We start from the raw sequence: 24,870 nt of genomic DNA, 5'->3' as shown, positions 1-24,870 counted from the left end.
CTTCCCTTGAGCGCGCCCGCATGCTCCGCTACAACGCCTGACAGATTCAATCCCCGTAAGACCCGAGAAGTCCGCCGACGATGGGCGTGTCGTGGACCCTCGGACCCGCAAGATGGCCTAATCCGCCGGGCTTCGGCCTTTTCGACAGCATCTGACCGGACAAGACAGCTTCATGGACAAGATCCGCATCCGCGGCGGCAAGCCCCTTCACGGGTCGATCACGGTCGGCGGCGCCAAGAACGCGGCGCTGCCCCTGATGACCGCGGCGCTCCTCACCGACGGGACGCTGACGCTCACCAACCTGCCGATCCTCGCGGACATCAACACGCTGTGCAACCTGCTGCTCCAGCACGGCGTCGCGATCCACATGGCCGGGGCGGGCGGGGATTGTGCTGGCCGCGTGGTGGAGTTCACCGCCCGCGACATCACCAACACCACGGCCCCTTACGACCTCGTCCGCAAGATGCGGGCGAGCGTCCTGGTGCTCGGCCCGCTGCTCGCCCGCTGCGGCGAGGCCAAGGTGTCGCTGCCCGGCGGCTGCGCCATCGGCGCCCGCCCGGTGGACCTGCACATCAAGGGCCTGGAGGCCATGGGGGCGGACATCCGCATCGAGGGCGGCTACATCGTCGCCAAGGCGCCGCCGGGCGGCCTGCGCGGGGCTGAGTATGTCTTCCCCAAGGTGTCGGTGGGCGCCACCGAGAACCTGCTGATGGCCGCCACGCTGGCCCGCGGCACCACGGTGCTGGTCAACGCCGCCCGCGAGCCGGAGGTCAGCGACCTCGCCGAGTGCCTCGTCAAGATGGGCGCCAAGATCACCGGAATCGGCACCGACCGGCTGACCATCGTCGGCGTGGACCGGCTGAACGGCGCCCGCCACATGGTGGTGCCGGACCGCATCGAGACCGGCACCTACGCCATGGCGGCGGCGATGACCGGCGGCACGCTGGACATCCTGAACACCCGTCTGGACCTGATCAAGGCGGCGGTGACCGCCCTGGTCCCGGCGGGCGTGGAGTTCACCGAGATCGAGACCAACGGCCAGACGGGCATCCGTGTCTCCCGCGCCAACGGCGAGCTGGTCGGTGTCGACGTGATGACCGAGCCCTATCCCGGCTTCCCCACCGACCTTCAGGCCCAGATGATGGCCCTGATGTGCACGGCCAGGGGTGCAGGCATGATCACCGAGACCATATTTGAGAATCGGTTCATGCACGCGCCCGAGCTGACCCGCATGGGAGCCCGCATCACGGTGCACGGTTCCTCCGCCCTCGTCCGGGGTGTGGAGCGTTTGACCGGCGCGCCCGTTATGGCGACGGATCTCCGCGCGTCGGTGTCGCTGGTTCTGGCCGGTCTTGCGGCGGAAGGGGAGACGACGGTCAACCGCGTCTATCACCTCGACCGCGGCTACGAGCGGCTGGAGGACAAGCTGGCGGCCTGCGGCGCGGACATCGAACGCATCCGGGCGGAGGACGACTGACGGCGTCCTGCGCCCGCTCAGCCGTCCACAGCGAAGGGAAGCCCATGACCGCCACGCCGATCCGCCTGCGCGCCCAGGATGCCGAGGATCTTAAAGTCGTCTCCGCCTGCCTGCAGGACGCGATCTTGCCGATCGGCGACATGTGCTTCCTGCCCGAAGAGGCGCGCTTCGTGCTGGTGGCCAACCGCTTCAAGTGGGAGACGGCGGACCGGCGCCGCCCCGGCCCCACCGCCGACGACGACCACCTGAACCCCTTCGAGCGCGTCAATTGCGGCGTGCGGATCGAAGGGGTGAAGGCCGTGAAGCTGCGCGGCCTCGACGTGAAGGACCGCGCGCAGATCCTGGAACTGCTCTCCGTCGAGGCGGCGGAGGGCGCCCTGGTCCTGAATTTTGCCGGCGGCGCCTGCATCCGGCTGGAAAGCCCGTCCTGGACCTGCTTCGTGGAGGATCTGGGCGAGCCCTGGCCGACCGGCTGCAAGCCCTGCCATCCATTGGAAGACGAACAATAACTGGGAGACCGCCATGAAGGCGCGGGTGAAGTGGGTTGATGGGCGGATGTTCGTCGGCGAGTCCGGCAGCGGCCACGCCGTGGTCATGGACGGCGCGCCGGAGGCGGGCGGGCGTAACCTGGGCATCCGTCCCATGGAGATGCTGCTGATCGGCATGGGCGGCTGCACCGGCTTCGACGTGGTGATGATCCTGGAGAAGAGCCGCCAGGCCATCACCGACTGCGTGGCCGAGATCGAGGCCGAGCGCGCCGAGACCGACCCCAAGGTCTTCACGAAGATCCACGTCCATTTCGTGGTCACCGGACGCGGCCTGGACCCGGCGAAGGTGGAGCGCGCCATCGCCCTGTCGGCCGAGAAGTACTGTTCCGCTTCGATCATGCTGGGCGCCACCGCCGCGATCACCCACGATTTCGAGATCGTCGAGGCGCCGTAAGCGCAACGGCGGCGGAACTGTGGTGGCGGAACCGGCGGGCTCCAGGCGGGTTTGGACAGCGTCGATCTCGTCCCAGCCCACGGAGCCCCGCCGCCATGCCCACCAGCCCCATTGCCGGTCGGACCCGGCCCGTTGTTGTCGTCACCGGAGCGTCCGCCGGGGTCGGTCGGGCGACGGCGCTTGCCTTCGCGCGGGAATGGGGTGCGGCGGTCGGGCTGATCGCCCGCTCCCGCGACGCGCTGGAAGAGGTGGCGGCGGAGGTCGAACGGCTCGGCGGCACGGCGCTGGTGCTGCCCGCCGACGTGGCCGACGCCGAGGCGGTGGAGGCCGCCGCCAAGCAGGCCGAGCGGGCGCTCGGTCCCATCGACGTCTGGGTCAACAACGCCATGGTGACGGTGTTCGGGCGCATCCGCGACCTGACGCCCGAGGAGGTCCGGCGGGTGACCGAGGTGACCTATCTCGGCTCCGTCCACGGCACGATGGCGGCGCTGCGCCGCATGCTGCCGCGCGACCGCGGCCTCATCCTTCAGGTCGGGTCGGCGCTGGCCTATCGCTCCATTCCCCTTCAAGCCGCCTATTGCGGGGCCAAGAGCGCCATCCGCGGCTTCATCGACAGCCTGCGCTCCGAACTGATCCACGACGGCAGCCGCCTGCAAGTAACCATGGTCCATCTGCCCGCCGTCAACACGCCGCAGTTCGACTGGGCGCGCAGCCACATGCCACGGCGGGCGCGGCCGGTCGGCGCCATCTTCGATCCGGACGACATCGGCCACGCCATCGTCCGGGCGGCGGCGGACCCCAAGCGGGAGCACTGGCTGGGCTTCACCACCGCCGAGGCGATCCTCGGGACGCAGGCGCTGCCCGCCTACGCCGATTACCGGGTGGCCTTCACCGCCTTCGAAGGACAGGAGACGGAGGAAACGGAAGCGCCGGACCGGCCCGACAATCTGTTCGAGCCGGTGCCCGGCCTGTACCGCACGCATGGGCGCTTCACCGGGCAGGAGGAGCGCCTGTCGCTGAGCACCACGGGAACCGCGGCGCGCGGTTTCGCCTTCCTCGCCGGCTTGGCCTTGGCCGGAGGAATCGGCTACGCGGCGCGCGCGGCCCTGCGGAAGGAACGCGCCTGATGGCGGCGATGGGTCAGGGCGTGATCAGCTTCAACCCGAGGATGCCGGCCACGATCAGCGCGATGCAGCCGAGCCGCAGGATGTCGGCGGATTCCCCGTAGAGCAGGATGCCCAGGATGACCGTGCCGACCGTCCCGATGCCGGTCCACACGGCGTAGGCGGTGCCGAGCGGCAGTGACTTCAGCGCCATCCCCAGCAGGGCGAGGCTGACGACCATCGAGGCGACGGTCAGGGCGGTGGGAATGGGACGGGTGAAGCCTTCCGTCTGCTTCAGGCCGACGGCCCAGCCGATTTCGAAGAGGCCGGCGAAGAACAGGATGACCCAGGACATGGAACACCTCCGATGGATTGGAGGCAGGGTCGTCCCCGCCGAACTCCCCACGCCCGACTTGGGGGTGCCATGGTCGGGTGTGCCGTGGTGAGGTCGTCCTCACGGGAGGGCGACCGGGATATAGGGATGCGGGCGGTCCGGTCAAGCCCCGTCCCAGCGGTGGCCGCTGTCGGTCTCGCACAGCACGGCGACCTCACGGCGGGGACAGCGGCGGTCGTCGAGAGGCAGGACCGTGAAGCCGGACGCGGGACGCTCGCGGTTGGTGGGCTGCGGCGGGGAAGGGGGCTGAGCGTGTGTTGTGGTGCGGCGGGTCATGGCGGTCACCAGGGTGGAGAGGGTGTTGGCTCCACTCTAGCCGTGGTGTTCCGCCTGCGCTGTGGCGCGCCTCACAGAGCGTGTCAGGCCCGCTTGCGCTCCGTCGCGTCCTTGGGCAGGAACAGGCGGCAGGTCAGGACCGGTCCGATCTCGTAGCCGTTCACACGCGGGAAGCGCTGGGCGACGCGGTCCAGCGCTTCCTTCTGGTTGGCCGCGACGACCAGGTAGGCCCGTCCGTCGCGCCAGGAGGCGGCCATGGCGCCACTGGTGTAGAGCGCGTCCGGGGCGCGGCGCACCGCCACTTCCCAGATGGTTCCGGGTCGGGCCTCCAGCCGGTCGAAGACGTGGAAGAGTTCCATCGGCGCCTGCTGCACCGCGTCGAGTTGCCGTTCCAGCAGTTCCGCCTGCCGCTTCGCCTCGGTTAGCGCCTCCTCCAGGCCGCCCAATTTTGCGCGGGTCGCTTCCAGCGTCTTCCGAGCCTCCTGGACGCGCTGCTCGAAGGTCCGGATGTCCTTGTCGGCGGTGACGAGTTCGCTGCGCGCCGCGCGGACACGGCGTTCGCCCATCCGGTTCACCAGCACGCTGGCCGCCAGGAGCAGCAGCGCGGCGTAGAGGATGATCGCCGTCATGGGGAAACCGGCCGCGTGCCGTCGTCGGCCCCGTTTCCGGCCGGGAGCAACGGGATCGTCTCGGGCCGCGAGGACAGGACTCCGTTGCGCGTGCTGAAGGCGCGCTGAAGCATCGCGGCCGCGGCGTCCGGGGTGTCGGCCCAGACGCGGGCGATGTTCCGGCGCTCCCAGATCACCCGCGCGAACAGCATGCGCCGGGGATCGAGGCGGGCGAAATCCGGAACGGTGCGCAACTCGCTCTCATAGCGCTGGGCGCCGCTCTGCGCGTCGCCGATCTCGTGCACCAGGGCGATCTTGGACGCCTTGACCGACGCGATCAGGCTGGACAGGCGACCGCGTTCGGCGGTCAGCCGGTCGATGGCTTCCTGCCGGGCGGCGCCTTCGGCCTGGGCATCCTCGATCTGCCGGCCGAGGGTGGCGAGGTCGGCGGCCAGGGCATCCAGCTTCCGCCGCGTCAAGGCCTTGCGGCTGCTGGTGGCGGTCAGGCGGGACGCCTCGTAGACGATGGAAAGGCCGAGGGCGCCGACGCACAGGACCAGCATGGCGAAGGCGAAAGTGTCCATGTTCATCGCGCCACCATCCGAACCATCAGCGTCCGCCCAATCCGCCGGCGGCGCCCATCACCCCGGACGGGGCATTCCCGGACCGCCGCGCGGCCTCGAACAAGTCCCGCAAGCCGCGGTCGAACCCCCGCGCTGGACCGCCGCCGAGCGGGGACATCTCCGCGACGCCGCCATCCGTTTCCTCCGTGTGCGCCGTCAGCCAGGCGGCGGCGGCATCGACCAGCGGCAGCGGCAGCAGCGCGCGCAACGCCGCGCCGAGCAGGGGATCGCGGCGCGTGTAAAGACCGGCCACCGCGAAGAAGGCCATCGCCTCCGGCGGGACGCTGCCGTCGGCCATCGCGCCGCGCACGCAGGCCAGCAACTCGTCGATCTCCATGTCCGGTGCCCGCCCGCCCAGCGTCCGCCATCCGTCGGACAGGCGCAGCGCGGCGGCCAGCGTGTCCACGTCCGTGCCGTCCAAGGGGCGCAGAGCGGTGACTCCACCGGGAATCGCCAGGGTGCTGGCGGCGCGCATGCGATGCGTGTTGGCCTCCTCCAGAAACAGGGCGAGAGCCCCGGGGCTGGTGCGGATCGCGTCGAGGACGGTCAGCGACCGCTCACGCAAGGTTTCGGCCCAGTCCACCATCTCCGGCGAGGCGAGGACGCGGTCCAGGGCGCCATCGGCCAGCCGATTCTCCAGGCGGGTCTGCACGGTGACCGGCAGGTCGTCCATGCGCCGCGACAGCGCGGGCCACCAGCCGGCGGTGTCGATGACGCGAATGCAGCCGGGCAACGGATCCGGAATGCAGAGCAGGAGCGGATCGCGCAGCATCACCGGTTCCAGCCAACGCGCCCACAGGCGGCGCGTGTGGGCGCGGCGGCGGCTGGACAGCAGGCTGAGCAGCATGGCGCGCATGGGCGGGCTGCCTGGCCGCTCCGCGGCCCGCAACGAACCGGTTCGGTGATCGAAGCGCGACAGGAACCGGCGGAACGCCGCGTACCGGCCGGCGGATGCGCTGTCCGGGTTCGCACCGTTCAGGTCCATGCCGTACAAACTCCCAGCATCGAGGCCGCCGCCTTTGAGGCTGGCGCCTTCAAGGTTGTCGCCCTCGACACTGGCGCCCTTGAGATCGCCACCCTTGAGATCGCGGTTGAGTTCCATGTCCATACGTGGGCCAACTCCCTCGTTCTCGGAGAGTATAAAAGATAAAGGTAATACTTGGGTATTCATCAAAGGGCAGAATCGGCGCCAATTCGCGCTAGATGGCTCTAAAACATCACGTTTTGTGACAATTTGATACGGCCCTGGACGGGCGGGCTTAGGTCTCGTACCGCTTTGGTGCCTTTCCGGTCGGTGATGCGGAACCATCCGGGTAGGTCGTGCGTGGAGGAGGCCATGGGCCAGGATATGGACGAAGGTCTGGACGACGAGCCGCTGTTCGGCCCCGACGACGGGTTCGCCGACGACTCCGCGGCCAACGCCCGACCGGCGGACCCCTGGCCCGTGCTGGTGGTCGACGACGATCCTCAGGTCCACACCATGACCGAGGTTCTGCTGCGCGACTTCGAATTCGAAGGCCGTCCGTTCGAGGTGGTCAGCGCCCTGTCCGCCGCGGCCGCGCGGTCGCTGCTTCTGACGCGCCCGGACATCCCGGTGGCGCTTCTCGATGTGGTGATGGAAACCGACGACGCCGGCCTGCGTCTGGTCCGCTTCATCCGCGAGGATCTCAACAACCACCGCATGCGCATCATCCTGCGCACCGGCCAGCCGGGGCAGGCGCCGGAGCGGGACGTGGTCGTCGCCTACGACATCAACGATTACAAGGCCAAGAGCGAACTCACCGCCCAGCGCCTGTTCACCACGCTGGTCAGCGGGCTGCGGGCGTGGCGCGACATCGTGACCATCGAGCGGCATCGCCAGGGTCTGGAGCGCATCCTCGCCGCCTCGGCCCCGCTGTTCGAAACCCGGTCCATGCGCACGCTGGTCGAGGAACTGGTGGACCAGCTCAGCAAGGTGGTGGACAACAGCGGCGGCGCCGTTCTGGCCTGCCGCATGGTGGATCGCGGCGACGGCAAGACGCGAGCCACCGTGATCGCCGGCTCCAGCCGCTTCGCGCGGTTTATCGGGCGGCCCGCTTCCGACGCGCTGGAGCCCGACCTGACCGCCCAGGTGGTCGCCGCCTTCGAGACGCAGCAGAGCAGTTTCGGATCGGCCCGCTGCATCCTGGCCTTCCGCACGCGGGAGCATGGGACGACGGTCTTCGCCCTGGAGCGGAGCGAGCCCTATCGCGAGGACGACCACCGGCTGCTGCAGCTGTTCTGCGCCCGCGTCATCATCGGCTTCGACAATGTGTGCCTGTATGAGGATCTGGTCGCGCTGAACCAGTCGCTGGAGCGGCGTGTCAGTGAGCGGACGGCCGAGCTGGCCGCCAACCAGGCCGCACTGGTCGCCGCCAAGGAGCGGGTGGAGCGTGCGCTGGAGGCGGAACTGGTCGCCCGCGAGCAGCAGCGCCAGTTCGTCACCATGGTCAGCCACGAATTCCGCACCCCGCTGGCCATCATCGACAGCGCGGCCCAGATGCTGACCCTGCGGGCGGAGCGGGAAACCCCGGAATCGTTGGAGCGGCTGCGCGTCATCCGCAGCAGCGTGCAGCGCCTGACCGGACTGATCGACACGCATCTGACCGACGAGCGGCTCCAGGCCGGGACGCTGAAGGTGCAGCGGGCGGAGGTCGATCTGCCGGCGCTGCTGCGTTCGGTGACCGAACCCTTCCGCACCGCCTATCCCGGGTGCGACTTCCGCCTCGATCTCGACCGTCTGCCGCCCATGGTGATGGCCGACGGGCATCTGCTGGGAATGCTCTTCAACAACCTGCTGAACAACGCCTTCAAATATTCGGATGGCGACTGCCGCGTCACGGCGAGCGGGTGGGCCGAGGGAAGCGTGGCGGTGGTGGAGGTGGCCGACCAGGGGCGCGGCATTCCACAGAACGAGCTGCCCCTGCTGTTCGAGCGGCATTACCGGGGGGCCGGTTCCGCCGGGGTGCCGGGAACGGGAATCGGTCTGCACACGGTGCGGCAGATCATCCTGCTGCACGGCGGATCGATCACCGCGGAAAGCACGGTCGGGCAGGGCAGCGTCTTCCGCGTCCGCCTTCCCGTGAAGGGCTGAATCCGCAACGCCGGGCTGCCGATGTGCGCCGCGATATTCCTTCCAGCGCAGCGGGCGGAAATGTAACGTGTTCATAACAAGGCCGACGCGATCTCCGGATGCGGTCCGGGACGTTCAGACGCAACAGGCGGCCTCGTCGCACTCCAACGGAAGAACCGTGGACTCCACCATGCTCGCTCAGCAATATGCCGGGATCAAACGGGACCTTGACGAGAAGGGCATCATCTTCTCGTTCAGTGGCTATCTGTCCGAGGGGATACTCTATTCCCTGGGAGAGGCGTTGCGGGAAAAGATGACGTTGGAGGACACCGACGGCCCGACGGTCCGCCGGGTCTTCGCCGTCTTCGTCGAGCAGATGCAGAACATCATCCGCTACTCGGCCGAAAAGGTGACCGGCGCCCGGGAGAAGCCGGTCGAGCTGAGCGCCGGCATGGTCACCATCGGCATGGAAGGCGGGAAGGTCTTCATCGTCTGCGGCAACACCGTGTACAACGCCGACGTGCCGCGCCTGCGCGAGCGGCTGGAGTATCTCAAGGGCTTGGACAAGGACGCGATCAAGACCTATTACCGGGAGCAGCTGCGCGAAACCCCGGAAGAGGGCGCGCGGGGCGCCAACATCGGGCTGATCGAGATCGCGCGCCGCGCCAGCGAACCCATCGAGTACGACTTCCTTGAAATGGACGAGGGCAAGAGCTTCTTCTGCCTTAAGGCTCGGATCTGAAAGCGGCTTGTGGACATCCGGACGACCATGGAATCCCTGAAATTACCCGCGACGGGCCGGACGCCCGAGGTCGATTTCGACTTTGCCCAAGGCGTGCTCCGCCTCAGCGGCGAGTCCTATCCCGACGACGTGGCGACCTTCTTCGGGCCGATCTTCGCAGCGCTCCGCGCCTTCCTGGCCGAAGCGGGCGGCCATCCCATCCGGTTCGACATGGAGCTGCTGTACTTTAACAGCTCCAGCGCGAAGGCGCTGATGAACATCTTTCAGATGCTGGAGACGGCGGCCAGTGAAGGGCGCAGCATTTCCGTCACCTGGTGTTACGAGGAGAACGACGACTCCATGCAGGAGTTGGGCGAGGATTTCTCCGAGGATCTGCATCACGTCGCCTTCACTCTGAAACAGATTCCCGCAGACGAGGCGTCATGACCTTCAACCTCTTCGCCGCCGAGGAGCAGGCCATCGAGCAGGCCCGCCTTCTGGGGGAGAGGCTGGGCGCTGCCGCGCCCGAACTGCGCGCTGATTTCGAGGCGCTGGTGGAGGCGTTCCAGCGCAGCACGCGCGAACAGCGCCGGCTGGTGCGGGTCAGCGACCGGCTGCAGGCGCAGCTCGGCTCTGCCAACCAGGAGCTGGAGCGCCGCCGGCAGGAGGCGGAAACCGCTCTGGCCGACCTGCGCGAGGCGCAGGAGGCGATGGTCCGCGCGGAGAAGCTGGCGTCCCTCGGCGCCCTGGTGGCCGGGGTGGCCCACGAGATCAACACGCCGGTCGGCATTGCCGTGTCCTGCGCGTCGCATCTGTCCGACGCCACGTCGCGGTTGCGCGGGCGTGCCCAGACGGGCGAGCTGAGCAAGGCGGATTTTACCCGCTACGTCGCCACCGCCACGGACACGACGGCGCTGATCCTCACCAATTGCGAGCGGGCGGCCAAGCTGATCGCCAGCTTCAAGCAGGTGGCGGTGGACCGTGCCAGCGCCGAACGGCGCGTCGTGCACCTCAACCGCTACATCCAGGAAACGCTGGTCAGCCTGGAGCCGAAGCTCCGTCAAGGCAAGCACACCATCGCCGTGTCCTGCCCCGACGGGCTGGTGGTGGACACCTATCCGGGCGCCCTGTCGCAGATCCTGACCAATTTCGTGATGAACTCCGTCACCCATGCCTTCGTCGACGCGCAGGGCGCGGACGGGCAGGGCGGAGGCCTGTCGATCACCGTGGACGAGCCGGAGCCCGGCACCGTGCGGCTGGTCTACACCGACGACGGCCGGGGCATTCCGCCGGACCATCTGCCGCGGATCTTCGATCCGTTCTTCACCACCCGACGCGGCGAAGGGGGCAGCGGGCTTGGCCTGCACATCGTGCACAACTTGGCGGTCGGGGCGCTGAAGGGGACGATCTCCGTGGACAGCGCGCCGGGGCGGGGAACACGCTTCGTCCTGACCTTCCCGAAGGACACGCCTGCGGACGACGCATCCGCCTGAACGGCGTCGGAATCCCCGCCGTTCAGATCACCCGGACCGGGGCGGAGAACACGTAGCCCACGCCGTGGACCGACTTGACCGGAGCGGTTTCGCCGATCGCGTTCTCCACCTTGTGGCGCAGGCGCCCGACCACCGTGTCGATGGAACGGTCGTCCGGGTTCCAGCGGCGGTTGTAGAGCGCGACGGAGATCTGGTCGCGGGTCGCCGGCTGACGGGCCTGTCCGGCCAGCAGGGAGACCAGCTTCATCTCCATGCTGGTCAGGCTGACGCGCACGCCCGCCGGGCTGGTCAGCGCCCAGGCCGTGGCGTCCAGAATCCAGCTGCCCTCGTCCATCGCGGGATGGCCGGAGGGTTGCGAGGCCGGCGGGGTGGCGCCGGCGTTGCTCGTCTCCAGACGGCGGAGCAGGGCCTTTGCCTGGGCTTCCAACTCGCGCATCTCGACGGGCTTCACAAGATAGGCGTCGGCCCCCAATTCCAGTCCGACCACCCGGTCCACGGTGGAGCCGCGGGCGGTCACCATGATGATTCCGATGGCGGGATTCTCGCGCAGCCGTGTGGCGATCTTGAACCCGTCCTCACCCGGAAGATTGACGTCCAGAACAACCAAGGATACCGGGCGTGACGCGATCTGCTCGTCCAGTTCGCGTCCATTCTTCGCTCCGATCGCGTCGAAGCCGCAACTGCGCAGGTACTCGATCATGTCACGTCGCAGAGACGCCTCGTCCTCGACGACAACGATCGTAACGGCCGCCATCCCCTCTGCTCCCCCGTTACCGGTGCTTATTGTTCATAGGGCCGGCGCGGAAACTATATGAAGTCGAATGGTAGGTCGAGTGACTTCGGCCCGCGACGGCCCCCTGCTGCACTATTACGCAATCTTTCGAAGGGTAGTTACGCGATTTCCCACAGGGTGTTCCGCGCCGGGGCCGCGGGATCGCCGGCCAGCCGGACCCGGAAGCCGATCATGGTGATGTCGTCGCGTTGCGGGCGGTCGCCCTGGAAGCCGGACAGGCTGGCTTCGATGCGCTCCTTCTGCCGGTCGAGCGGCAGGGCGCGGCACTCTTCGACCACACCGTGCAGGCGGCGCTTGCCGAAGCTCCGCCCCCGCTCTCCGCCACATTGGTCGGTCAGCCCGTCGGTGCAGATATAGAAGGTCTGGTCCGGCTGCAGTTCCAGGCTATGGTTCGTGAAGGCCGGGGTGGGGCCGGACGCGCGGTATCCCAGGCTGCGGCGATCGGCGCGGACCTCGCTCAATCCGTCCGGGCCGGCGACGGCCAGGGGCAGGCGGGCGCCGGCATAGACGAGCCGCCGCTGCGCCGGCTGGACGTAGCACAGCGCCAGATCCAGCCCGTTGTCGAATCCGCCTTCCCAGCTTGCCGCGTCACCGTCCTGGTGCAGGGCTGCCCGCACCTTGTCGTCCACCGTGGCGAGCAGCGCGGCGGGGTCGGCGGCGCCCATGCCGTCCACCACGTTGTTCAGCACGGCGCTGGCCGTCATGGTCATGAAGGCGCCGGGGACCCCGTGGCCCGTGCAGTCGGCCACACCGATCAGGAAGCCGCCCTCGACCTCGCGGTAGTAATAGAAGTCGCCGCTGACCACGTCGCGCGGACGCCACAGGACGAAATGCTGGGCCAGCCCGCTGTCCAGGACTTCCGGCTTCGGCAGGATGGAGGACTGGATCAACTGGGCGTAGTTGATGCTGTCCATGATGCGGCGGTTGATGTCGGCCAGCGCCTCCGTCCGCTCCTGAACACGGAACTCCAGCGTCTGGGTGTAGTCCTGGACCGTCTCGGCCATGCGGTTGAAGGTCTTGGTCAGGACGCCGATCTCATCCTCCCGCTCGGTGGCGAGGCGGGCGCCGTAGTCGCCGCGGGAAACCGCCTGGGTCGCCTGGGTCAGCCGCCGCAGCGGACGGAGCACGACGCGGTTCAGCATGACGCTGATGATGGCGATGGCGGTGACCAGGGACAGCAGAAGCAGCCCGACCACCGGCAGCAGCGCCTCCAGCGTGTTGCGGTGGACCTCCTCCGTCGAATAGAGCAGGCGCAGCGTTCCCACCTGCCGGGTCACCCCGTCGCGTCCCCGCAGATCGATGATCTTCTCGACGGTGGTGGAGTCGGCGGAGGTCCTGAGGTCGCCGGACACCGCCATCGGCTCGCTGCGCCCCGGCTCGAAGACGGAGACGGCGAGGATGGCCGGGTCGCGCTCGCGCAGCGAATCGATGATGTTGCGGACGGCGCGGTCGTCGATCTCCCAGATCGGGTTGGCCAGCGCGTCGGTCTGCATGGCGGCGACCAGCTGCGCCCGCTTGGTCAGAGCCGAGACCTGCTGGTGTTCCACGATGTTGGCCGACACGGCCACGGCGACCATCCCAACGGCGGCGGCGGTGACCAGGATGACGCTGCCGATGCGGGTCAGCAGCGAACGGTCGCGCCGTCCAACGGCGAGGGAGCGCAGTTCGGTCACGGGGCGATTCCCTGCCGGGCCCACAGCGCCGGAAGGGCGCCGCTGCGCTCCAGCCGGTCGAGCGTGCCGTTGACCCAGTCGATACCGACCGGGCCGTCGCGGCGGACCAGGATGGTGTGCTCGTAGATCTGGTCGGTGCGGTCGGACACCAGCAGTTGCGGCGCCATGTCGGGGTTGGCCTTCAGGAACTGCGCCAGGAAGGAGCGTGTGACGATGGCCAGCGCGGCGCGCCCGGCGGCGACGCTGCGCACATTGCCTTCGTGCGTGACGGTCAGGCGGGTGTTGAAGCGCTTCTCCAGGATTTGCGGGTCGGCGGTCATGCCGGCGAAAGCGTAATGATAGCCGAGCCGCCCGAGGATCGTCTTGTCGTCGAGCCGGTCGAAATAGCTCTGGTCCATGCCGGGGCCGGCCTTGGCGACGAACACCTCCGCGTCGCGTAGGAACACCCGCGAGGCCTCCACGGGGCGCCCTTTCCAGCCCCAGGCGAGGCTTTCGAAGGCGATCATGTCGAAGCGGCCCCGCTCCATGTCCTCGTAGCGCCGCTGAGGGGAGGTGCGGACCAATTCGAATCGGAAGTCGCTCTGCTCCACGTTCAGCAGGTCGAGCAGGGCCTGCGTGACGCCGCCGCCGGACTCGGTGACATAGGGGGGGAACTCGTAGCCACCGACCTTGACGGTCACCGGAGCGGTTGCGGACTCGGCGGGTGCGGATTCGGCCGTCGCGGCAAGGCCGGACGACGGCAGGCCGCCCGCCGTCAGTCCGGCGAGCGCCAAGGCCAGTATCGTCCGGCGGGCAACCGCTTTTGCCATCCTCAGCCCCGATGCTGTTCGCAAAGCCGTGCGAAAAATCCACGGCATTTTACCAATGTATGCGCGTATGCAGCAATGTTTGTCGTTGAATGTGAACGAGAAATTTCGCCGTCACGCCGCTGCCGTTTCCCGTTCTTCCTCGGCCAGCGCGCCGATCTCCTCGCCGCTCAGCGTCTCGCGCTCCAGCAGGGCGGCGGTGATCCGCTCCAGCGCGGCGCGGTCGGCGGCCAGGATGCGCCGGGCGCGCTCCATTCCCTCGTCGGTGATGCGGCGCACCTCCTCGTCGATGCGCCAGGCGGTGCGTTCCGAGCGCACGACGGCGGGGTCGTTGCCGGCGTGGGCGACATAGCCGATGGCGTCGCTCATGCCCCAGGCGGTGACCATGCGGTGGGCGAGGTCGGTGGCGGCGCGGAAATCGGCCTCCGCCCCGGTGGTGACGGCGTCCGGGCCGAAGACCAGATCCTCCGCCGCCCGCCCGGCCATGGCGACGGCGATGTCGGCCAGCAGCTTGGCGCGCGACACCGACACGCGGTCACCCTCCGGCAACCGCACCACCATGCCCAGGGCGCGGCCGCGCGGGATGATCGTGGCCTTGTGGATGGGGTCGGCCTCCGGGCAGCGGATGGAGACCAGCGCGTGGCCGGCCTCGTGATAGGCGGTCAGGCGCCGCTCGTGGCTGGAGAGGGCGAGGCTGCGCCGCTCGTTGCCCATCAGGACACGGTCCTTCGCCGCCTCGAAATCGGCCATGCCGACGATGACGCGCCCGTTGCGCGCGGCGGACAGGGCGGCCTCGTTGGTCAGGTTGGCCAGCTCCGCGCCGGAGAAGCCGGGGGTGCCCCGCGCCACCGTGCGGACGCAGACGTCGGGGGCGAGGTGCAGCCGGCCGGTGTGGACGCCCAGGATGGCCTCGCGCCCGGCCACGTCGGGCAGCGCGACATGGATGTGGCGGTCGAAGCGGCCCGGCCGGGTCACGGCGGGGTCCAGCATCTCCGCGCGGTTGGTCGCGGCGATCACCACCACTTCGCCGCCGCCCGCGCCGCCGTTCACGATCCCGTCCATCTCGACCAGGAGCTGGTTCAGGGTCTGCTCCCGCTCCGAATGGGAGTTGGATTCGCCGCGCTTGCCGGCCAGGGCGTCGACCTCGTCGATGAACAGCAGGCAGGGGGCGGCGGCACGCGCCGTCTTGAAGACGTTGCGCACCCGTGCGGCGCCCAGCCCGACGAACATCTCCACGAAGTCGGAACCGGAGACGGTGAAGAAGGGCACCCCGGCCTCGCCGGCCGCGGCCTTCGCCAGCATCGTCTTGCCGGTGCCCGGCGGGCCGACCAGCAGGATGCCCTTGGGCACGCGGGCGCCGGCCATGGCGAAGCGGCGCGGGTCGCGCAGGAACTCAACGGTCTCGCGAAGCTCGTCCTTCGCTTCGTCCACCCCGGCGACGTCGGCGAAGACGGTGCCGGTGTCGCGCGGGCGGACGCGGGTGGCGCGGCTGCCGCCGAGGAACTGCCCGCCGCTGAGCAACAACGCGCCGACCAGCAGGCCGATCACCAGGAAGGGGGCCAGCTTCTCCAGGACGGAGACGGTACCGGAGACCAGCCCGCCGGCCTCCTCCTCGAAGGCGATGGCGATCTTCCGGCCGCGCAGCTCCTTCAGCAGGTCGTCGGTGACCGGAACGACGGCGCGCAGCCGCTGGCCGTCCGGCGTGACGGCGTGCGCCCCGTCGCCGCGGAAGGTGACCGACACGATGTCCCCCCGTTCGGCCGCCGCCACCAAGTCGCTGTAGGTCGCGACCTCCTCGGCGCCGTCACGCGCGTAGTCGGTCCAGGCCGCGAAGGCGAACCAGCCAAGCAGAAGCGCAGCAACAACGGCAGCGGCGGTCAGGTACTTTTTCGGGATCGGCGGCATGGCGTCCTACGAAGGCGGTGAAAACCGTTTCCGGCACATCACCATCATTGATGAAGGCGCCACCGCCCCGCATCAACCGCATTCGGTCCAGGACTTTTCTTTGACCCAAAAGTAAGGAGAGGGTTAACGGCCCGGAGTCACTCCAGGCCGGCCTTCTTGCGCACGTCGTAGCTGCGCGTCCGGGACCATTCCTCCATGAACTTCACCAGCTCCGCGTCGGGCGGGTCGGGAAGGACGACCTTCAGCTTCACATACTGGTCGCCGGCCTGCTTGGTCGCTTGGTTCATCACGCCCTTGCCGCGAAGCCGCAGAGTGGAACCGGTGTTGGCTCCGGGCTGGATCTTCAGCGCGACCGGGCCGCTGACGGTGGGCACGCGGATGGTGGCACCGAGAACCGCCTCGTTCAGCGTGATCGGCACCTCGACATGGATGTCGGAGCCCTGGCGGGTGAAGAAGGGGTGGGCCTCGACATGGACCTCGACGATGGCGTCGCCGGCTCCGAAGCCGCCGGCGCCGGGAAGTCCCTGGCCCTTCAGCCGCAGCTTCGCCTGATCCTCCGTCCCCGGCGGAACGGCGACGTCGATGCTCTTGCCGTTGGACAGGCTGATGCGCCGCTTGGTGCCCTGCGCCGCTTCGATGAAGGGCACGGAGACCGAATAGTTGATGTCGCTGCCACGCGACCGCGAGCCGCCGCCGGCAGCCCCACCCGCGGCGCCGCCACCGGGCCCGCCGCGCCTGCGCCCGCCGCCGAACAGGTCGGAGAACCAGTCCTCGCCGCCGAAGAAGGAATCGTCGCCCGCGCCACCACCGGCCCCGCTGTAGGCGCGGCTGCGCCCGGCGTTGGCGCGGGAGCGGCCGCCGAAGCCGTGATGCCGCTCCTGGCCGGAGGGGTCGATCTCGCCGCGGTCGAAGCGGGCGCGCTTGTCGGAATCGGACAGCAGCGTGTAGGCCGCCGAGATTTCCTTGAAGCGCTCCTCGTTCGCGGCGTTGCCGGGCTTCAGGTCGGGATGGAACTCCTTGGCGAGCTTGCGGTACGCCTTCTTGATGTCGTCGGCGCTCGCGGAGCGGGGGAGGCCGAGGATTTGATAAGGGTCACGCATGCTATCCACGGACAGAGTTATTCCACCCCGAAGCCCGGGGATAAGGCATTACGAATTGGCGACGATCTTCCACGTACCGTCGGCCTGTTTGCAAGCGGTTCCGTAGGCCAATTCGGTCTGGCTCTTTGTGGTTACCGTTTGGTGGAACTCACGGCAATACTGACCGGCGTTGTTGTAGCCCTCACGCGTCGTGGTCAGCGAGCCGTAATGGCCCGTCGCCGGGTTGGTCCAGCCGATCTTGTCGCCGACCGGGGCGGAGTAGGCGCGCTTGGCCGCGGTCTCGGCCGCGGCCGCGTCCGACGGCTCGATCGCGGCGCCGCCGATGAAGGCGCCGAGCAGCGGGCCGGTGCCCGAAGAGGCGACCTTGCCCGACGCGTTGCCATAGGTCGACGAGATCCGGCCGCCGACGGTCTCCGCGTTCTTGGTGGCTTCCTTGGAGGTGCTGACGCAACCCGCAAGCAGGGCGATCGCCATCGCCGCCGGGACGAGCTTCTTCACGAACATCGATGCTGCCTCGAAAGGTTGGGAGCCGGCATGCCTTGCTTCTGGCGCACCGGTGGACACTCATATATGCGAGGCTGTCCTGTCTGTGAATTGGGCATATTTGTGAACTGGGAAGACGCCGCGACCGGCGCCGAAACCCAACGTTGAAACCATGGGCCTAGGGCCGCGCGACGAGGGGACAATGAGCGAATCCAACGACCGGGACCCGTATGCCCTGTTCCAGGACTGGATGGCCGAGGCCACCCGTAGCGAAATCAACGATCCCAACGCCATGGCGCTGGCCACCGCGGACGCGCAGGGGGCGCCGTCGGTGCGCATGGTGCTCCTGAAGGGCATCGATCCGCGCGGATTCGTCTTCTACACCAACACCGAGAGCCGCAAGGGCGAGCAGCTTCTGGCCAACGCCAACGCCGCTCTGTGCTTCCATTGGAAGACTCTGAAGCGGCAGGTCCGCGTCGAGGGCGCGGTGGAACAGGTGTCCGACGCGGAAGCCGACGCCTATTTCGAAAGCCGTCCGCGGGAAAGCCGCATCGGCGCCTGGGCGTCGCAGCAGTCGCGCCCCCTGGAGGGCCGCTTCGAGTTGGAGAAGCGGGTCGCCCAGTTCGCCGCCAAGTTCGGCCTGGGCGCCGTTCCCCGCCCGCCGCACTGGACCGGATTCCGCATCCTGCCGCGGCGAATCGAGTTCTGGCAGGACCGCCCCTTCCGCCTGCACGAGCGGACGTTGTACCTGCGCGAGGGCGACCCGGCGGCGCAGGAGCCGGCGCGCTGGACGACGGACCGTCTTTTCCCGTAAAGGACCGATGCCGTCATCACATAAGAAGACGCTCATGAGCGAAGCGCGTTCGCACCGGCTGCGCCGGTACGCCACCTACGCCAGCGTGTCGGTGTCGCTCACGCTGATCCTGGCGAAGCTGGCGGCCTATCTGGCCACCGACTCGGTCAGCATCCTGTCGTCGCTGATCGATTCCAGCACGGACATGCTGGCGTCGGTGGTGACGTTGCTGGGGGTGCGGACGGCGCTGCGCCCGCCGGACGAGGCGCACCGCTTCGGCCACGGCAAGGCGGAGGCGCTGGCCGCGCTGGCCCAGGCCGCCTTCATCGGCGGCTCCGCCCTGTTCCTGACCATCGAGGCGGTGCGCCGTCTCATCACCCCGCAGCCGGTGGGCGAGGGGGCGGTGGGCATTGCCGTGATGCTGCTGTCGATCCTGCTGACTGCCGGCCTGATCACCTTCCAGCGCCATGTGGTGACGGCCACCGGCTCGGTCGCGGTGGGGGCGGACCGGCTGCATTATTCCGGTGACCTGCTGATGAACGCGGCGGTCATCCTGGCGATCCTGCTGACGGGATGGACGGGCATCAGCGCCTTCGATCCGCTGTTCGGTCTGGGCATCGCCGCCTATCTGCTCTTCGGCGCCCGCAAGGTCGCCAGGGAGGCGCTGAACGTCCTGATGGATCGGGAACTGCCGGCGGAGGAGCGGGAGCGCATCGCGGCGCTGGTGATGGTGCAACCGGATGTCGCGGGGATGCACGACCTGCGCACCCGCAGCTCCGGCGTCGGCGCCTTCATCGAGCTTCATCTGGAACTCGACCCGTCGCTGTCGGTCGCCAGGGCACACGACATCACCGACCGGGTGGAGCACCGCCTGAAGGAAGCCTTCCCTGGTGCCGAGGTCCTGATTCACCAGGAACCTGCCGGATTGCAGGACGAGCGGCTGGACCACCGCATCGCCGACGGACGCGTCGTCGAGGACGATGCGGATTGACGCTTTCTCCGCCTTCGGTTGCGATCGGGTTACCGGCGCGCAATAATTGAGCATATTGCCTTTTAGAATGACCCTTCCTCCGTTGCGCAATTGTAAGGGTTCGGTAATAATTGCATTGGATTTTAGCGCTCTGCGCATTCTTGTGAAACGGATGGCGGGAAAATGGACAGTGCGTTCGGCGGCCGCTCTCATCTGATCGCGGACATTGCCACCGAAGCGGGCAATCTCGGCATCGAGATCGCGGACATCGCGGGCCATGTGGAGGAGGTCAACGGCCGCCTCGGCCATCAGGCCAACGTTTTCGCGCAGTTGCGCGGCACCGGGAACAAGATGTCGGAGAGCACGCAGCGCATCTCCGCCGCCGCGACCGTGGCGCGTTCCGTGACCGAGCAGGCCCGGCAGGAGGTCGAATCCTCCCACGACCGGGTGCAGCGCTCCATGGACGACATCCATGCCCTCGTCGCCGCGGTGGGGGGAATCGAGGGCCAGATCGCCGGCCTTCAGGAGGCGCTCGACCGCGTGGGCCGGGTTGCCAAGGAGATCTTCGTCATCGCCAAGCAGACCAACCTGCTGGCGCTCAACGCCACCATCGAGGCGGCCCGCGCAGGCGAGGCCGGGCGCGGCTTCGCCGTGGTGGCGAACGAGGTGAAGGCCCTGTCCAAGAAGACCAGCGAGGCGACGACGGAGATCGACGCCACGCTGAAGTATCTCAACGACCAGGCGCAGCGCCTGATGGCCGAAAGCGCGTCCAGCGCCAGCAAGGCCCGCGCGGTCAGCGAAGGCACCACCGCCATCGGCGCCGTCATCGAGACCGTCGGCCGGGCCATGTCGGAACTGAACGGCGAGACCGACAAGATCGACTCGGCCTCCTCCGAGATCGGCGCCAACTGCGAGGAGTTGCAGCACGAGATCGACGACCTCGCGGTCGGCGTGCAGCTGTCCAGCGACAATCTGGCCCAGGCGCGCGACCGCGTGAACACACTGGTCGGCATGAGCGAGCGGCTGATCGGCATCACCGCCGAGCTGGACGTGGAGACGGTGGACACGCCGTTCATCCGGCTGGTTTGCGACGCCGCGTCGCGCATCTCCGCCGATTTCGAGGATGCGATGGCGCGCGGCGAGGTTCGCGAAGGCGACCTGTTCGACAGCAATTACCAGCCCATCCCCGGCTCCAACCCGCAGCAGCACATGACCCGCTTCACGGAGTTCTGCGACCGCGTGCTGCCGAGGGTGCTCGACTCGCTGCTCGGGCAAAGCGAACGCATCGTCTTCTGCGTGGCGGTCGACTCCAACGGCTATCTGCCGACCCACAACCGCCGGTTCAGCCAGCCCCAGGGTGCCGACCCGACGTGGAACGCGGCCAACTGCCGCAACCGCCGCATCTTCAACGACCGGGTCGGTCTGGCCGCGGGGCGCAGCACGAAGCCGTTCCTTCTTCAGACTTACCGGCGCGACATGGGGGGCGGTCAATACGCCCTGATGAAGGACGTGTCCGCCCCGATCACGGTGCGCGGGCGCCATTGGGGCGGGCTGCGTCTGGCCTACAAGGTCTGAACCGGTATCCGCATACGGGGGGATGACATTGCGCCGCAGGGGACGGCGCAATTCCGGTTGGCATTCCGTGTTGCGGATTTATGATTGCGTCGATTCAATGCCGCTCGGGTGGGTAGCGGATGATTGAGCGAGCCGACGAGTGGCTGTTCGGTCGTCCTTGGGGGGAGTCGTCACCGATAATCCTTGGAGGTGATGTTCATGCCCGAGCGTATCGTGGCGTTGTCGCGCGCGGTGTCCGATCTTGCCACGCGCAAGATGGATGAGATCCAGGCCGTTACGAACACGACCAAGATCCTGGCGCTCAACGCCCTGATCGAGGCGATGCGCGCCGGGGAGGCCGGACGCGGCTTCGCCGTGGTGGCGCAGGAGGTGAAGGCCATCTCCGAGCGGATCACCGGCATCGGTGGGGAACTGCGAGCCCAGATGGCGGTGCAGACCGACGAGTTGAACACGCTCGGCAATCGCCTGGTCTCGCAATTGCGCGGCGGGCGCTTGGCCGATCTGGCGCTCAACATGATCGACATCATGGACCGCAATTTGTACGAGCGGTCCTGCGATGTGCGGTGGTGGGCCACCGACAGCGCCGTGGTGGAGTGCGCGGCTGAACCATCCGAGGCCAACCGGCGCCACGCGGCGCAACGGCTGGGCGTCATCCTGGGTGCCTACACCGTCTATCTCGACCTCTGCGTCGTCGATGCCAGGGGCGTGGTTCTGGCGACCGGACGGCCTGACCGCTACCGCCGCGCCGTAGGCAGTTCGGTGGCGTCCGAATCCTGGTTCCGCGAGGCCATGGCGACCCGCAGCGGCACCGAGTTCGCGGTGGCCGACATCGGCACCAGCGATCTGCTGGACCGTGCGACCGTCGCCACCTATGCGACGGCCATCCGGGCCGGCGGGGAGGAGAACGGCCCCGTCATCGGCGTGCTGGGGATCTTCTTCGATTGGCAGAATCAATCCCAGGGCGTGGTCGACTCCGTCCGCCTGACCGACGAGGAGCGCTCGCGGACGCGCTGCCTTCTGGTGGACAGCCGTCTCCGTGTGATCGCCGCGTCCGACCGCAGGGGTGTTCTGACGGAGAGCTTCGCCTTGCGCACCGGCGGCCATGGGCACGGCAGCTACTCCGACGAGCAGGGGCGCGTGGTGGGTTTCGCCGTGACTCCCGGCTATGAAACCTACAAGGGGCTCGGCTGGTTCGGTGTGATCGTCCAGAGTTCGGTCAGTTCGTGCAAATAGGCGTGTCGTATTGCAGCAATTCGATTCTTTTGAACGTCCCGCCTGAAATGTTGGCGAAACACCCCTGTGGTGCAGTTGAAGCACGGAAAGGTGTTTCGCATGCAGGCTCTCAGGCAAATCGTGACCGTACCGGAACAGGAAGACGACCTCGTCGCGGAGGCGATCCGCGACGTGCTTGTGGCGGACGTCATCGATCAGGCCACCAAAGACCGGCTGGTGGATGGGCTGACCGTTCTGAAAGCCGGGCTGGACTGCCCCGACACCGGCTGCACCGGCTGCTATCACCGCCGGTCTTGTGAACGCCTCATCGAAAGCATCCTGTGGACCAGCTGACGATCCTTCGGCTGACCCAGGTCATCGGCTCGGTCCAATCCGGAAGGGGGCGGGCTCCCTCTTTGGAACCGGTCGGGCTGTGACGGTCGTCACCGCGTAAACCGAAAACCATGCTAAAATGCCGTCTTAACGGTTCCCGCCCGCAGGCTTGGTGTGGCGTGGTGATCCGGAGATCGGTGTCTCGAGGTCGGTATGGGCTTTTCGGTGACCTTCTGGGGGGTTCGGGGCACGGTCCCTTGCCCGCTGCCGTCCCATATGGGCTTCGGCGGCAACACGAGTTGCGTGGAGGTGCAGGCGGGCGACCAGCGCATCGTGATCGACGCCGGCACCGGCATCCGCATGCTCGGAAAGCGCCTGCTGAAGGAGGGCGCCGCCGAGGCGACGCTGCTGATGAGCCACACCCATCTCGACCACATTTGCGGCTTTCCCTTCTTTGCCCCGGCCTACAGCAAGGGCTTCCACCTGCGCATCGTCTCCGGCCATCTGAAAGGCAATCCGGGCATCGAAGCGGCCATGGCGCGGCAGATGGAGCGTCCCCTGTTCCCGGTGCCGATGCGCACCATGGGAAGCAACATCGTGTTCGACGAGATCACGGCCGGCGACCAGTTCGCGCTGGGCGAAGGGGTGCAGGTCCGCACGGCGCGGCTGAACCATCCGGACGGCGCCACCGGCTACCGCATCGAGCATCTCGGCAAATCCTTCGCTTATGTGACCGACACCGAGCATGTGCCGGGCCATCCCGACCGCAACATCCTCGACCTGATCGCCGGCGCCGACCTCGTGCTCTACGACAGCACCTACACGGACGAGGAGTGGCAGAACCGCATCGGCTGGGGCCACTCCACCTGGACCGAGGGCGTCCGGCTGGCGCAGGCCGCCGGGGTCAAGCGGCTGGTGCTGTTCCATCACGATCCCGACCATGACGACGTGACCATGACCGCCATCGAAGCGGCCGCCCAGGCGGTGTTCCCGGACTGCTTCGCCGCACGGGAAGGGATGACGGTCACGCTGGCCTGACCCTGGCTTGGCGCCTATGGCCTGACCCCATCCGGGCCGTTATAGAGGGGCTTCCCCCACCGCGCAGCGAACCCCTCATCCATGTCCGCCTTTCCCTTGACCGTCCCGCCCATGACGCTGACGGTCGTCGCGCTGTTCGTCCTCACCTATGTCGGCATGGCGCTGGGGCGCTTTCCCGGCCTGCGCATCGACCGCACCGGCATCGCCCTGGTCGCGGCCATCCTTCTGCTGGCCATCGGGGCGCTGGAATCGGGGCAGGTGACGGAAGCGATCGACTTCCCGACCCTGTTCATCCTGTTTGGGCTGATGGTGCTGTCCGCCCAGTACGCGGCCAGCGGCTTCTACGACTGGTGCGCCCTGCGGGTGGCACAGGCGGCACGTTCTCCGGCCCGGCTGCTGGCGGTGACGGTGGCGGTGGGCGGCGGCCTATCGGCGATCCTCGCCAACGACGTGGTGGTCTTCGCCATGACGCCGATGCTCTGCGTCGGACTGCTGGCCCGTCGGCTGGATCCGCGTCCCTACCTGATCGGCTTGGCCGGCGCGGCGAACGCCGGGTCGGCGGCGACGGTGATCGGCAACCCGCAGAACATCCTGATCGGCCAGATGGGCCATCTGGATTTCTGGCGCTTCCTGGCGGTCTGCGGCGTGCCGGCGCTGCTCGGCCTCGTGGTGGTGTATGCCGTGGTGTGGCTCGCCTGGCGGGGCCGCTTCGGCCAGCCGGATGACGGTGCGGTCGGGGAGGGCGGGGCGGAACCGGTGACGCTCGACCGGGCGCAGCTCGGCAAGGCGGTGGTGGCCACCCTCGTGCTTCTCGGCCTGTTCACCACCGACCTGCCGCACGAGATCGGCGTGCTGCTGGTCGCCGGGGCGATGCTGATCAGCCGGCGGCTGGCCTCGCGCGGCATGCTGGGCATGGTGGACTGGCACCTGCTGGTCCTCTTCGCCGCGCTGTTCGCCATCAACCACGCGCTGAAGCTGACCGGCCTCCCCGCCGAGTTCGTGTCGGGGCTGGAGGCCGCCGGCTGGCTGCCCGACCGGCTGGCGGTGATGACCCCGCTCGCGCTGGCGGCAAGCAACAGCATCGGCAACGTGCCGGCGGTGATCCTGCTGCTCGCCGCCTGGCCGTCGCCGCCGGAGGGGGCGCTCTACGGTCTGGCGATCCTGTCCACGCTGGCCGGCAACCTGCTGATCCCCGGCAGCCTCGCCAACATCATCGTGGTGGAGCGGGCGGCGGCGTCCGGCGTCCGGCTCGGCTTCCTGGAGCACGCCCGTTGCGGCATTCCGATGACCCTTTTGTCGATGGGATTCGCCGTTTTGTGGCTGTGGGGCACCGGCTGGATGCGTCTGAGCTGATTTTTCTCCTTATGGGCTATGCGAATGGTGCCGCCCCTCTCCGTCCGGGGCATTGCCCTCTCTTCGCAAAGCAAAAAACTTGGGGTGGCCTCTTCGAGGCACAGCCCC

At 68.2% G+C, this 24,870-nt stretch carries 26 protein-coding genes; 15 read left to right on the top strand and 11 right to left on the bottom strand.

The features are described from left to right. The first annotated feature begins 172 nt into the window (after positions 1 to 172). The 4 genes from murA (at position 173) to ACWPXE_RS15975 (ending at position 3,546) form a co-directional block, all read left to right on the top strand. The gene (murA, locus tag ACWPXE_RS15990) at positions 173 to 1,477 is read left to right on the top strand and encodes a UDP-N-acetylglucosamine 1-carboxyvinyltransferase (protein WP_454018619.1); all 1,305 of its coding nucleotides are present in this window, start codon (positions 173 to 175) and stop codon (positions 1,475 to 1,477) included. Between the two features lie 44 nt (positions 1,478 to 1,521). Beyond that, a complete protein-coding gene (locus ACWPXE_RS15985; RefSeq protein ID WP_454018618.1) occupies positions 1,522 to 1,986 on the top strand; it encodes a DUF2948 family protein in 465 nt (154 codons plus the stop codon). A 13-nt stretch (positions 1,987 to 1,999) separates the two neighbouring features. Then, complete coding sequence (locus tag ACWPXE_RS15980; protein ID WP_454018617.1) at positions 2,000 to 2,419, top strand: OsmC family protein; 420 nt, start codon at positions 2,000 to 2,002, stop codon at positions 2,417 to 2,419. A 95-nt stretch (positions 2,420 to 2,514) separates the two neighbouring features. Continuing rightward, complete coding sequence (locus tag ACWPXE_RS15975; protein ID WP_454018616.1) at positions 2,515 to 3,546, top strand: SDR family oxidoreductase; 1,032 nt, start codon at positions 2,515 to 2,517, stop codon at positions 3,544 to 3,546. Between the two features lie 13 nt (positions 3,547 to 3,559). On the opposite strand, the gene sugE is transcribed toward ACWPXE_RS15975, so the two are convergent. From sugE to ACWPXE_RS15950, 5 genes are all read right to left on the bottom strand, one after another. Then, positions 3,560 to 3,877 carry a quaternary ammonium compound efflux SMR transporter SugE gene (gene sugE / locus ACWPXE_RS15970; RefSeq protein WP_145626089.1) on the bottom strand — a complete coding sequence of 106 codons (318 nt, stop codon included), beginning with the start codon at positions 3,875 to 3,877 and terminating at the stop codon, positions 3,560 to 3,562. Positions 3,878 to 4,018: 141 nt separating this feature from the next. After that, complete coding sequence (locus tag ACWPXE_RS15965; protein ID WP_454018615.1) at positions 4,019 to 4,192, bottom strand: hypothetical protein; 174 nt, start codon at positions 4,190 to 4,192, stop codon at positions 4,019 to 4,021. 83 nt (positions 4,193 to 4,275) lie between these two features. After that, on the bottom strand, positions 4,276 to 4,821 hold the full coding sequence (locus ACWPXE_RS15960; protein ID WP_454018614.1) for a hypothetical protein: 546 nt from the start codon (positions 4,819 to 4,821) through the stop codon (positions 4,276 to 4,278). After that, on the bottom strand, positions 4,818 to 5,390 hold the full coding sequence (locus tag ACWPXE_RS15955) for a hypothetical protein (protein ID WP_454018613.1): 573 nt from the start codon (positions 5,388 to 5,390) through the stop codon (positions 4,818 to 4,820). The genes ACWPXE_RS15960 and ACWPXE_RS15955 overlap by 4 nt, the downstream gene beginning before the upstream one ends. Before the next feature lie 19 nt (positions 5,391 to 5,409). After that, on the bottom strand, positions 5,410 to 6,531 hold the full coding sequence (locus ACWPXE_RS15950; protein ID WP_454018612.1) for a hypothetical protein: 1,122 nt from the start codon (positions 6,529 to 6,531) through the stop codon (positions 5,410 to 5,412). Positions 6,532 to 6,759: 228 nt separating this feature from the next. On the opposite strand from ACWPXE_RS15950, the gene ACWPXE_RS15945 reads away from it, so the two are divergent. From ACWPXE_RS15945 to ACWPXE_RS15930, 4 genes are all read left to right on the top strand, one after another. Continuing rightward, on the top strand, positions 6,760 to 8,535 hold the full coding sequence (locus tag ACWPXE_RS15945) for an ATP-binding response regulator (protein ID WP_454018611.1): 1,776 nt from the start codon (positions 6,760 to 6,762) through the stop codon (positions 8,533 to 8,535). Between the two features lie 169 nt (positions 8,536 to 8,704). Beyond that, positions 8,705 to 9,256 carry a SiaB family protein kinase gene (locus ACWPXE_RS15940; RefSeq protein ID WP_014240539.1) on the top strand — a complete coding sequence of 184 codons (552 nt, stop codon included), beginning with the start codon at positions 8,705 to 8,707 and terminating at the stop codon, positions 9,254 to 9,256. A gap of 27 nt (positions 9,257 to 9,283) precedes the next feature. Continuing rightward, a complete protein-coding gene (locus ACWPXE_RS15935) occupies positions 9,284 to 9,682 on the top strand; it encodes a DUF1987 domain-containing protein (RefSeq protein ID WP_237903340.1) in 399 nt (132 codons plus the stop codon). After that, positions 9,679 to 10,728 carry a sensor histidine kinase gene (locus tag ACWPXE_RS15930; protein ID WP_454018610.1) on the top strand — a complete coding sequence of 350 codons (1,050 nt, stop codon included), beginning with the start codon at positions 9,679 to 9,681 and terminating at the stop codon, positions 10,726 to 10,728. The genes ACWPXE_RS15935 and ACWPXE_RS15930 overlap by 4 nt, the downstream gene beginning before the upstream one ends. Positions 10,729 to 10,750: 22 nt before the next feature. On the opposite strand, the gene ACWPXE_RS15925 is transcribed toward ACWPXE_RS15930, so the two are convergent. From ACWPXE_RS15925 to ACWPXE_RS15900, 6 genes are all read right to left on the bottom strand, one after another. Continuing rightward, positions 10,751 to 11,482 carry a response regulator transcription factor gene (locus tag ACWPXE_RS15925; RefSeq protein ID WP_454018609.1) on the bottom strand — a complete coding sequence of 244 codons (732 nt, stop codon included), beginning with the start codon at positions 11,480 to 11,482 and terminating at the stop codon, positions 10,751 to 10,753. Positions 11,483 to 11,619: 137 nt separating this feature from the next. Then, positions 11,620 to 13,194, bottom strand: coding sequence for a SpoIIE family protein phosphatase (locus ACWPXE_RS15920; RefSeq protein ID WP_454018608.1), 1,575 nt, complete (start codon positions 13,192 to 13,194; stop codon positions 11,620 to 11,622). Further along, positions 13,191 to 14,003 carry a substrate-binding periplasmic protein gene (locus tag ACWPXE_RS15915; protein WP_454018607.1) on the bottom strand — a complete coding sequence of 271 codons (813 nt, stop codon included), beginning with the start codon at positions 14,001 to 14,003 and terminating at the stop codon, positions 13,191 to 13,193. Before ACWPXE_RS15915 ends, ACWPXE_RS15920 begins: the two co-directional genes overlap by 4 nt. Before the next feature lie 111 nt (positions 14,004 to 14,114). Further along, a complete protein-coding gene (gene ftsH, locus ACWPXE_RS15910) occupies positions 14,115 to 15,905 on the bottom strand; it encodes an ATP-dependent zinc metalloprotease FtsH (protein WP_454018606.1) in 1,791 nt (596 codons plus the stop codon). A gap of 137 nt (positions 15,906 to 16,042) precedes the next feature. Continuing rightward, complete coding sequence (locus ACWPXE_RS15905) at positions 16,043 to 17,005, bottom strand: DnaJ C-terminal domain-containing protein (protein ID WP_454018605.1); 963 nt, start codon at positions 17,003 to 17,005, stop codon at positions 16,043 to 16,045. A 48-nt stretch (positions 17,006 to 17,053) separates the two neighbouring features. Further along, positions 17,054 to 17,509, bottom strand: coding sequence for an RT0821/Lpp0805 family surface protein (locus ACWPXE_RS15900; protein WP_454018604.1), 456 nt, complete (start codon positions 17,507 to 17,509; stop codon positions 17,054 to 17,056). 181 nt (positions 17,510 to 17,690) lie between these two features. Here ACWPXE_RS15900 and pdxH point away from each other — a divergent pair, with 181 nt between their 5' ends. From pdxH to ACWPXE_RS15865, 7 genes are all read left to right on the top strand, one after another. Continuing rightward, on the top strand, positions 17,691 to 18,302 hold the full coding sequence (gene pdxH / locus ACWPXE_RS15895; protein WP_454018603.1) for a pyridoxamine 5'-phosphate oxidase: 612 nt from the start codon (positions 17,691 to 17,693) through the stop codon (positions 18,300 to 18,302). A gap of 34 nt (positions 18,303 to 18,336) precedes the next feature. Next, complete coding sequence (locus tag ACWPXE_RS15890) at positions 18,337 to 19,272, top strand: cation diffusion facilitator family transporter (protein ID WP_454018602.1); 936 nt, start codon at positions 18,337 to 18,339, stop codon at positions 19,270 to 19,272. A 162-nt stretch (positions 19,273 to 19,434) separates the two neighbouring features. After that, positions 19,435 to 20,826 carry a methyl-accepting chemotaxis protein gene (locus ACWPXE_RS15885; protein WP_454018601.1) on the top strand — a complete coding sequence of 464 codons (1,392 nt, stop codon included), beginning with the start codon at positions 19,435 to 19,437 and terminating at the stop codon, positions 20,824 to 20,826. 198 nt (positions 20,827 to 21,024) lie between these two features. After that, entirely contained in the window at positions 21,025 to 22,059 is a 1,035-nt protein-coding gene (locus ACWPXE_RS15880) for a methyl-accepting chemotaxis protein (protein WP_454018600.1), read from the top strand. A gap of 99 nt (positions 22,060 to 22,158) precedes the next feature. Next, a complete protein-coding gene (locus tag ACWPXE_RS15875) occupies positions 22,159 to 22,392 on the top strand; it encodes a hypothetical protein (protein ID WP_454018599.1) in 234 nt (77 codons plus the stop codon). Positions 22,393 to 22,584: 192 nt separating this feature from the next. Next, positions 22,585 to 23,409, top strand: coding sequence for an MBL fold metallo-hydrolase (locus ACWPXE_RS15870; protein WP_454018598.1), 825 nt, complete (start codon positions 22,585 to 22,587; stop codon positions 23,407 to 23,409). A gap of 111 nt (positions 23,410 to 23,520) precedes the next feature. Continuing rightward, on the top strand, positions 23,521 to 24,762 hold the full coding sequence (locus ACWPXE_RS15865) for an SLC13 family permease (protein WP_454018784.1): 1,242 nt from the start codon (positions 23,521 to 23,523) through the stop codon (positions 24,760 to 24,762). Positions 24,763 to 24,870 lie beyond the last annotated feature (108 nt).

It is taken from the genome of Azospirillum sp. Marseille-Q6669 (genome assembly GCF_965111635.1).
This window is presented reverse-complemented; position numbering and strand designations above follow the sequence as displayed.

Bases quoted from the DNA above. Each gene is read 5' to 3' on its own strand.
- ftsH (WP_454018606.1), bottom strand. From the start codon at position 15,905: ATGCCGCCGATCCCGAAAAAGTACCTGACCGCCGCTGCCGTTGTTGCT.
- ACWPXE_RS15865 (WP_454018784.1), top strand. From the start codon at position 23,521: ATGACGCTGACGGTCGTCGCGCTGTTCGTCCTCACCTATGTCGGCATG.
- ACWPXE_RS15875 (WP_454018599.1), top strand. From the start codon at position 22,159: ATGCAGGCTCTCAGGCAAATCGTGACCGTACCGGAACAGGAAGACGAC.
- ACWPXE_RS15870 (WP_454018598.1), top strand. From the start codon at position 22,585: ATGGGCTTTTCGGTGACCTTCTGGGGGGTTCGGGGCACGGTCCCTTGC.
- ACWPXE_RS15900 (WP_454018604.1), bottom strand. From the start codon at position 17,509: ATGTTCGTGAAGAAGCTCGTCCCGGCGGCGATGGCGATCGCCCTGCTT.
- ACWPXE_RS15940 (WP_014240539.1), top strand. From the start codon at position 8,705: ATGCTCGCTCAGCAATATGCCGGGATCAAACGGGACCTTGACGAGAAG.
- ACWPXE_RS15905 (WP_454018605.1), bottom strand. From the start codon at position 17,005: ATGCGTGACCCTTATCAAATCCTCGGCCTCCCCCGCTCCGCGAGCGCC.
- ACWPXE_RS15935 (WP_237903340.1), top strand. From the start codon at position 9,284: ATGGAATCCCTGAAATTACCCGCGACGGGCCGGACGCCCGAGGTCGAT.
- pdxH (WP_454018603.1), top strand. From the start codon at position 17,691: ATGAGCGAATCCAACGACCGGGACCCGTATGCCCTGTTCCAGGACTGG.
- ACWPXE_RS15925 (WP_454018609.1), bottom strand. From the start codon at position 11,482: ATGGCGGCCGTTACGATCGTTGTCGTCGAGGACGAGGCGTCTCTGCGA.
- murA (WP_454018619.1), top strand. From the start codon at position 173: ATGGACAAGATCCGCATCCGCGGCGGCAAGCCCCTTCACGGGTCGATC.
- ACWPXE_RS15945 (WP_454018611.1), top strand. From the start codon at position 6,760: ATGGGCCAGGATATGGACGAAGGTCTGGACGACGAGCCGCTGTTCGGC.
- ACWPXE_RS15955 (WP_454018613.1), bottom strand. From the start codon at position 5,390: ATGAACATGGACACTTTCGCCTTCGCCATGCTGGTCCTGTGCGTCGGC.
- ACWPXE_RS15930 (WP_454018610.1), top strand. From the start codon at position 9,679: ATGACCTTCAACCTCTTCGCCGCCGAGGAGCAGGCCATCGAGCAGGCC.
- ACWPXE_RS15975 (WP_454018616.1), top strand. From the start codon at position 2,515: ATGCCCACCAGCCCCATTGCCGGTCGGACCCGGCCCGTTGTTGTCGTC.
- ACWPXE_RS15880 (WP_454018600.1), top strand. From the start codon at position 21,025: ATGCCCGAGCGTATCGTGGCGTTGTCGCGCGCGGTGTCCGATCTTGCC.
- ACWPXE_RS15885 (WP_454018601.1), top strand. From the start codon at position 19,435: ATGGACAGTGCGTTCGGCGGCCGCTCTCATCTGATCGCGGACATTGCC.
- ACWPXE_RS15890 (WP_454018602.1), top strand. From the start codon at position 18,337: ATGAGCGAAGCGCGTTCGCACCGGCTGCGCCGGTACGCCACCTACGCC.
- sugE (WP_145626089.1), bottom strand. From the start codon at position 3,877: ATGTCCTGGGTCATCCTGTTCTTCGCCGGCCTCTTCGAAATCGGCTGG.
- ACWPXE_RS15950 (WP_454018612.1), bottom strand. From the start codon at position 6,531: ATGGACATGGAACTCAACCGCGATCTCAAGGGTGGCGATCTCAAGGGC.
- ACWPXE_RS15915 (WP_454018607.1), bottom strand. From the start codon at position 14,003: ATGGCAAAAGCGGTTGCCCGCCGGACGATACTGGCCTTGGCGCTCGCC.
- ACWPXE_RS15960 (WP_454018614.1), bottom strand. From the start codon at position 4,821: ATGACGGCGATCATCCTCTACGCCGCGCTGCTGCTCCTGGCGGCCAGC.
- ACWPXE_RS15965 (WP_454018615.1), bottom strand. From the start codon at position 4,192: ATGACCCGCCGCACCACAACACACGCTCAGCCCCCTTCCCCGCCGCAG.
- ACWPXE_RS15985 (WP_454018618.1), top strand. From the start codon at position 1,522: ATGACCGCCACGCCGATCCGCCTGCGCGCCCAGGATGCCGAGGATCTT.
- ACWPXE_RS15980 (WP_454018617.1), top strand. From the start codon at position 2,000: ATGAAGGCGCGGGTGAAGTGGGTTGATGGGCGGATGTTCGTCGGCGAG.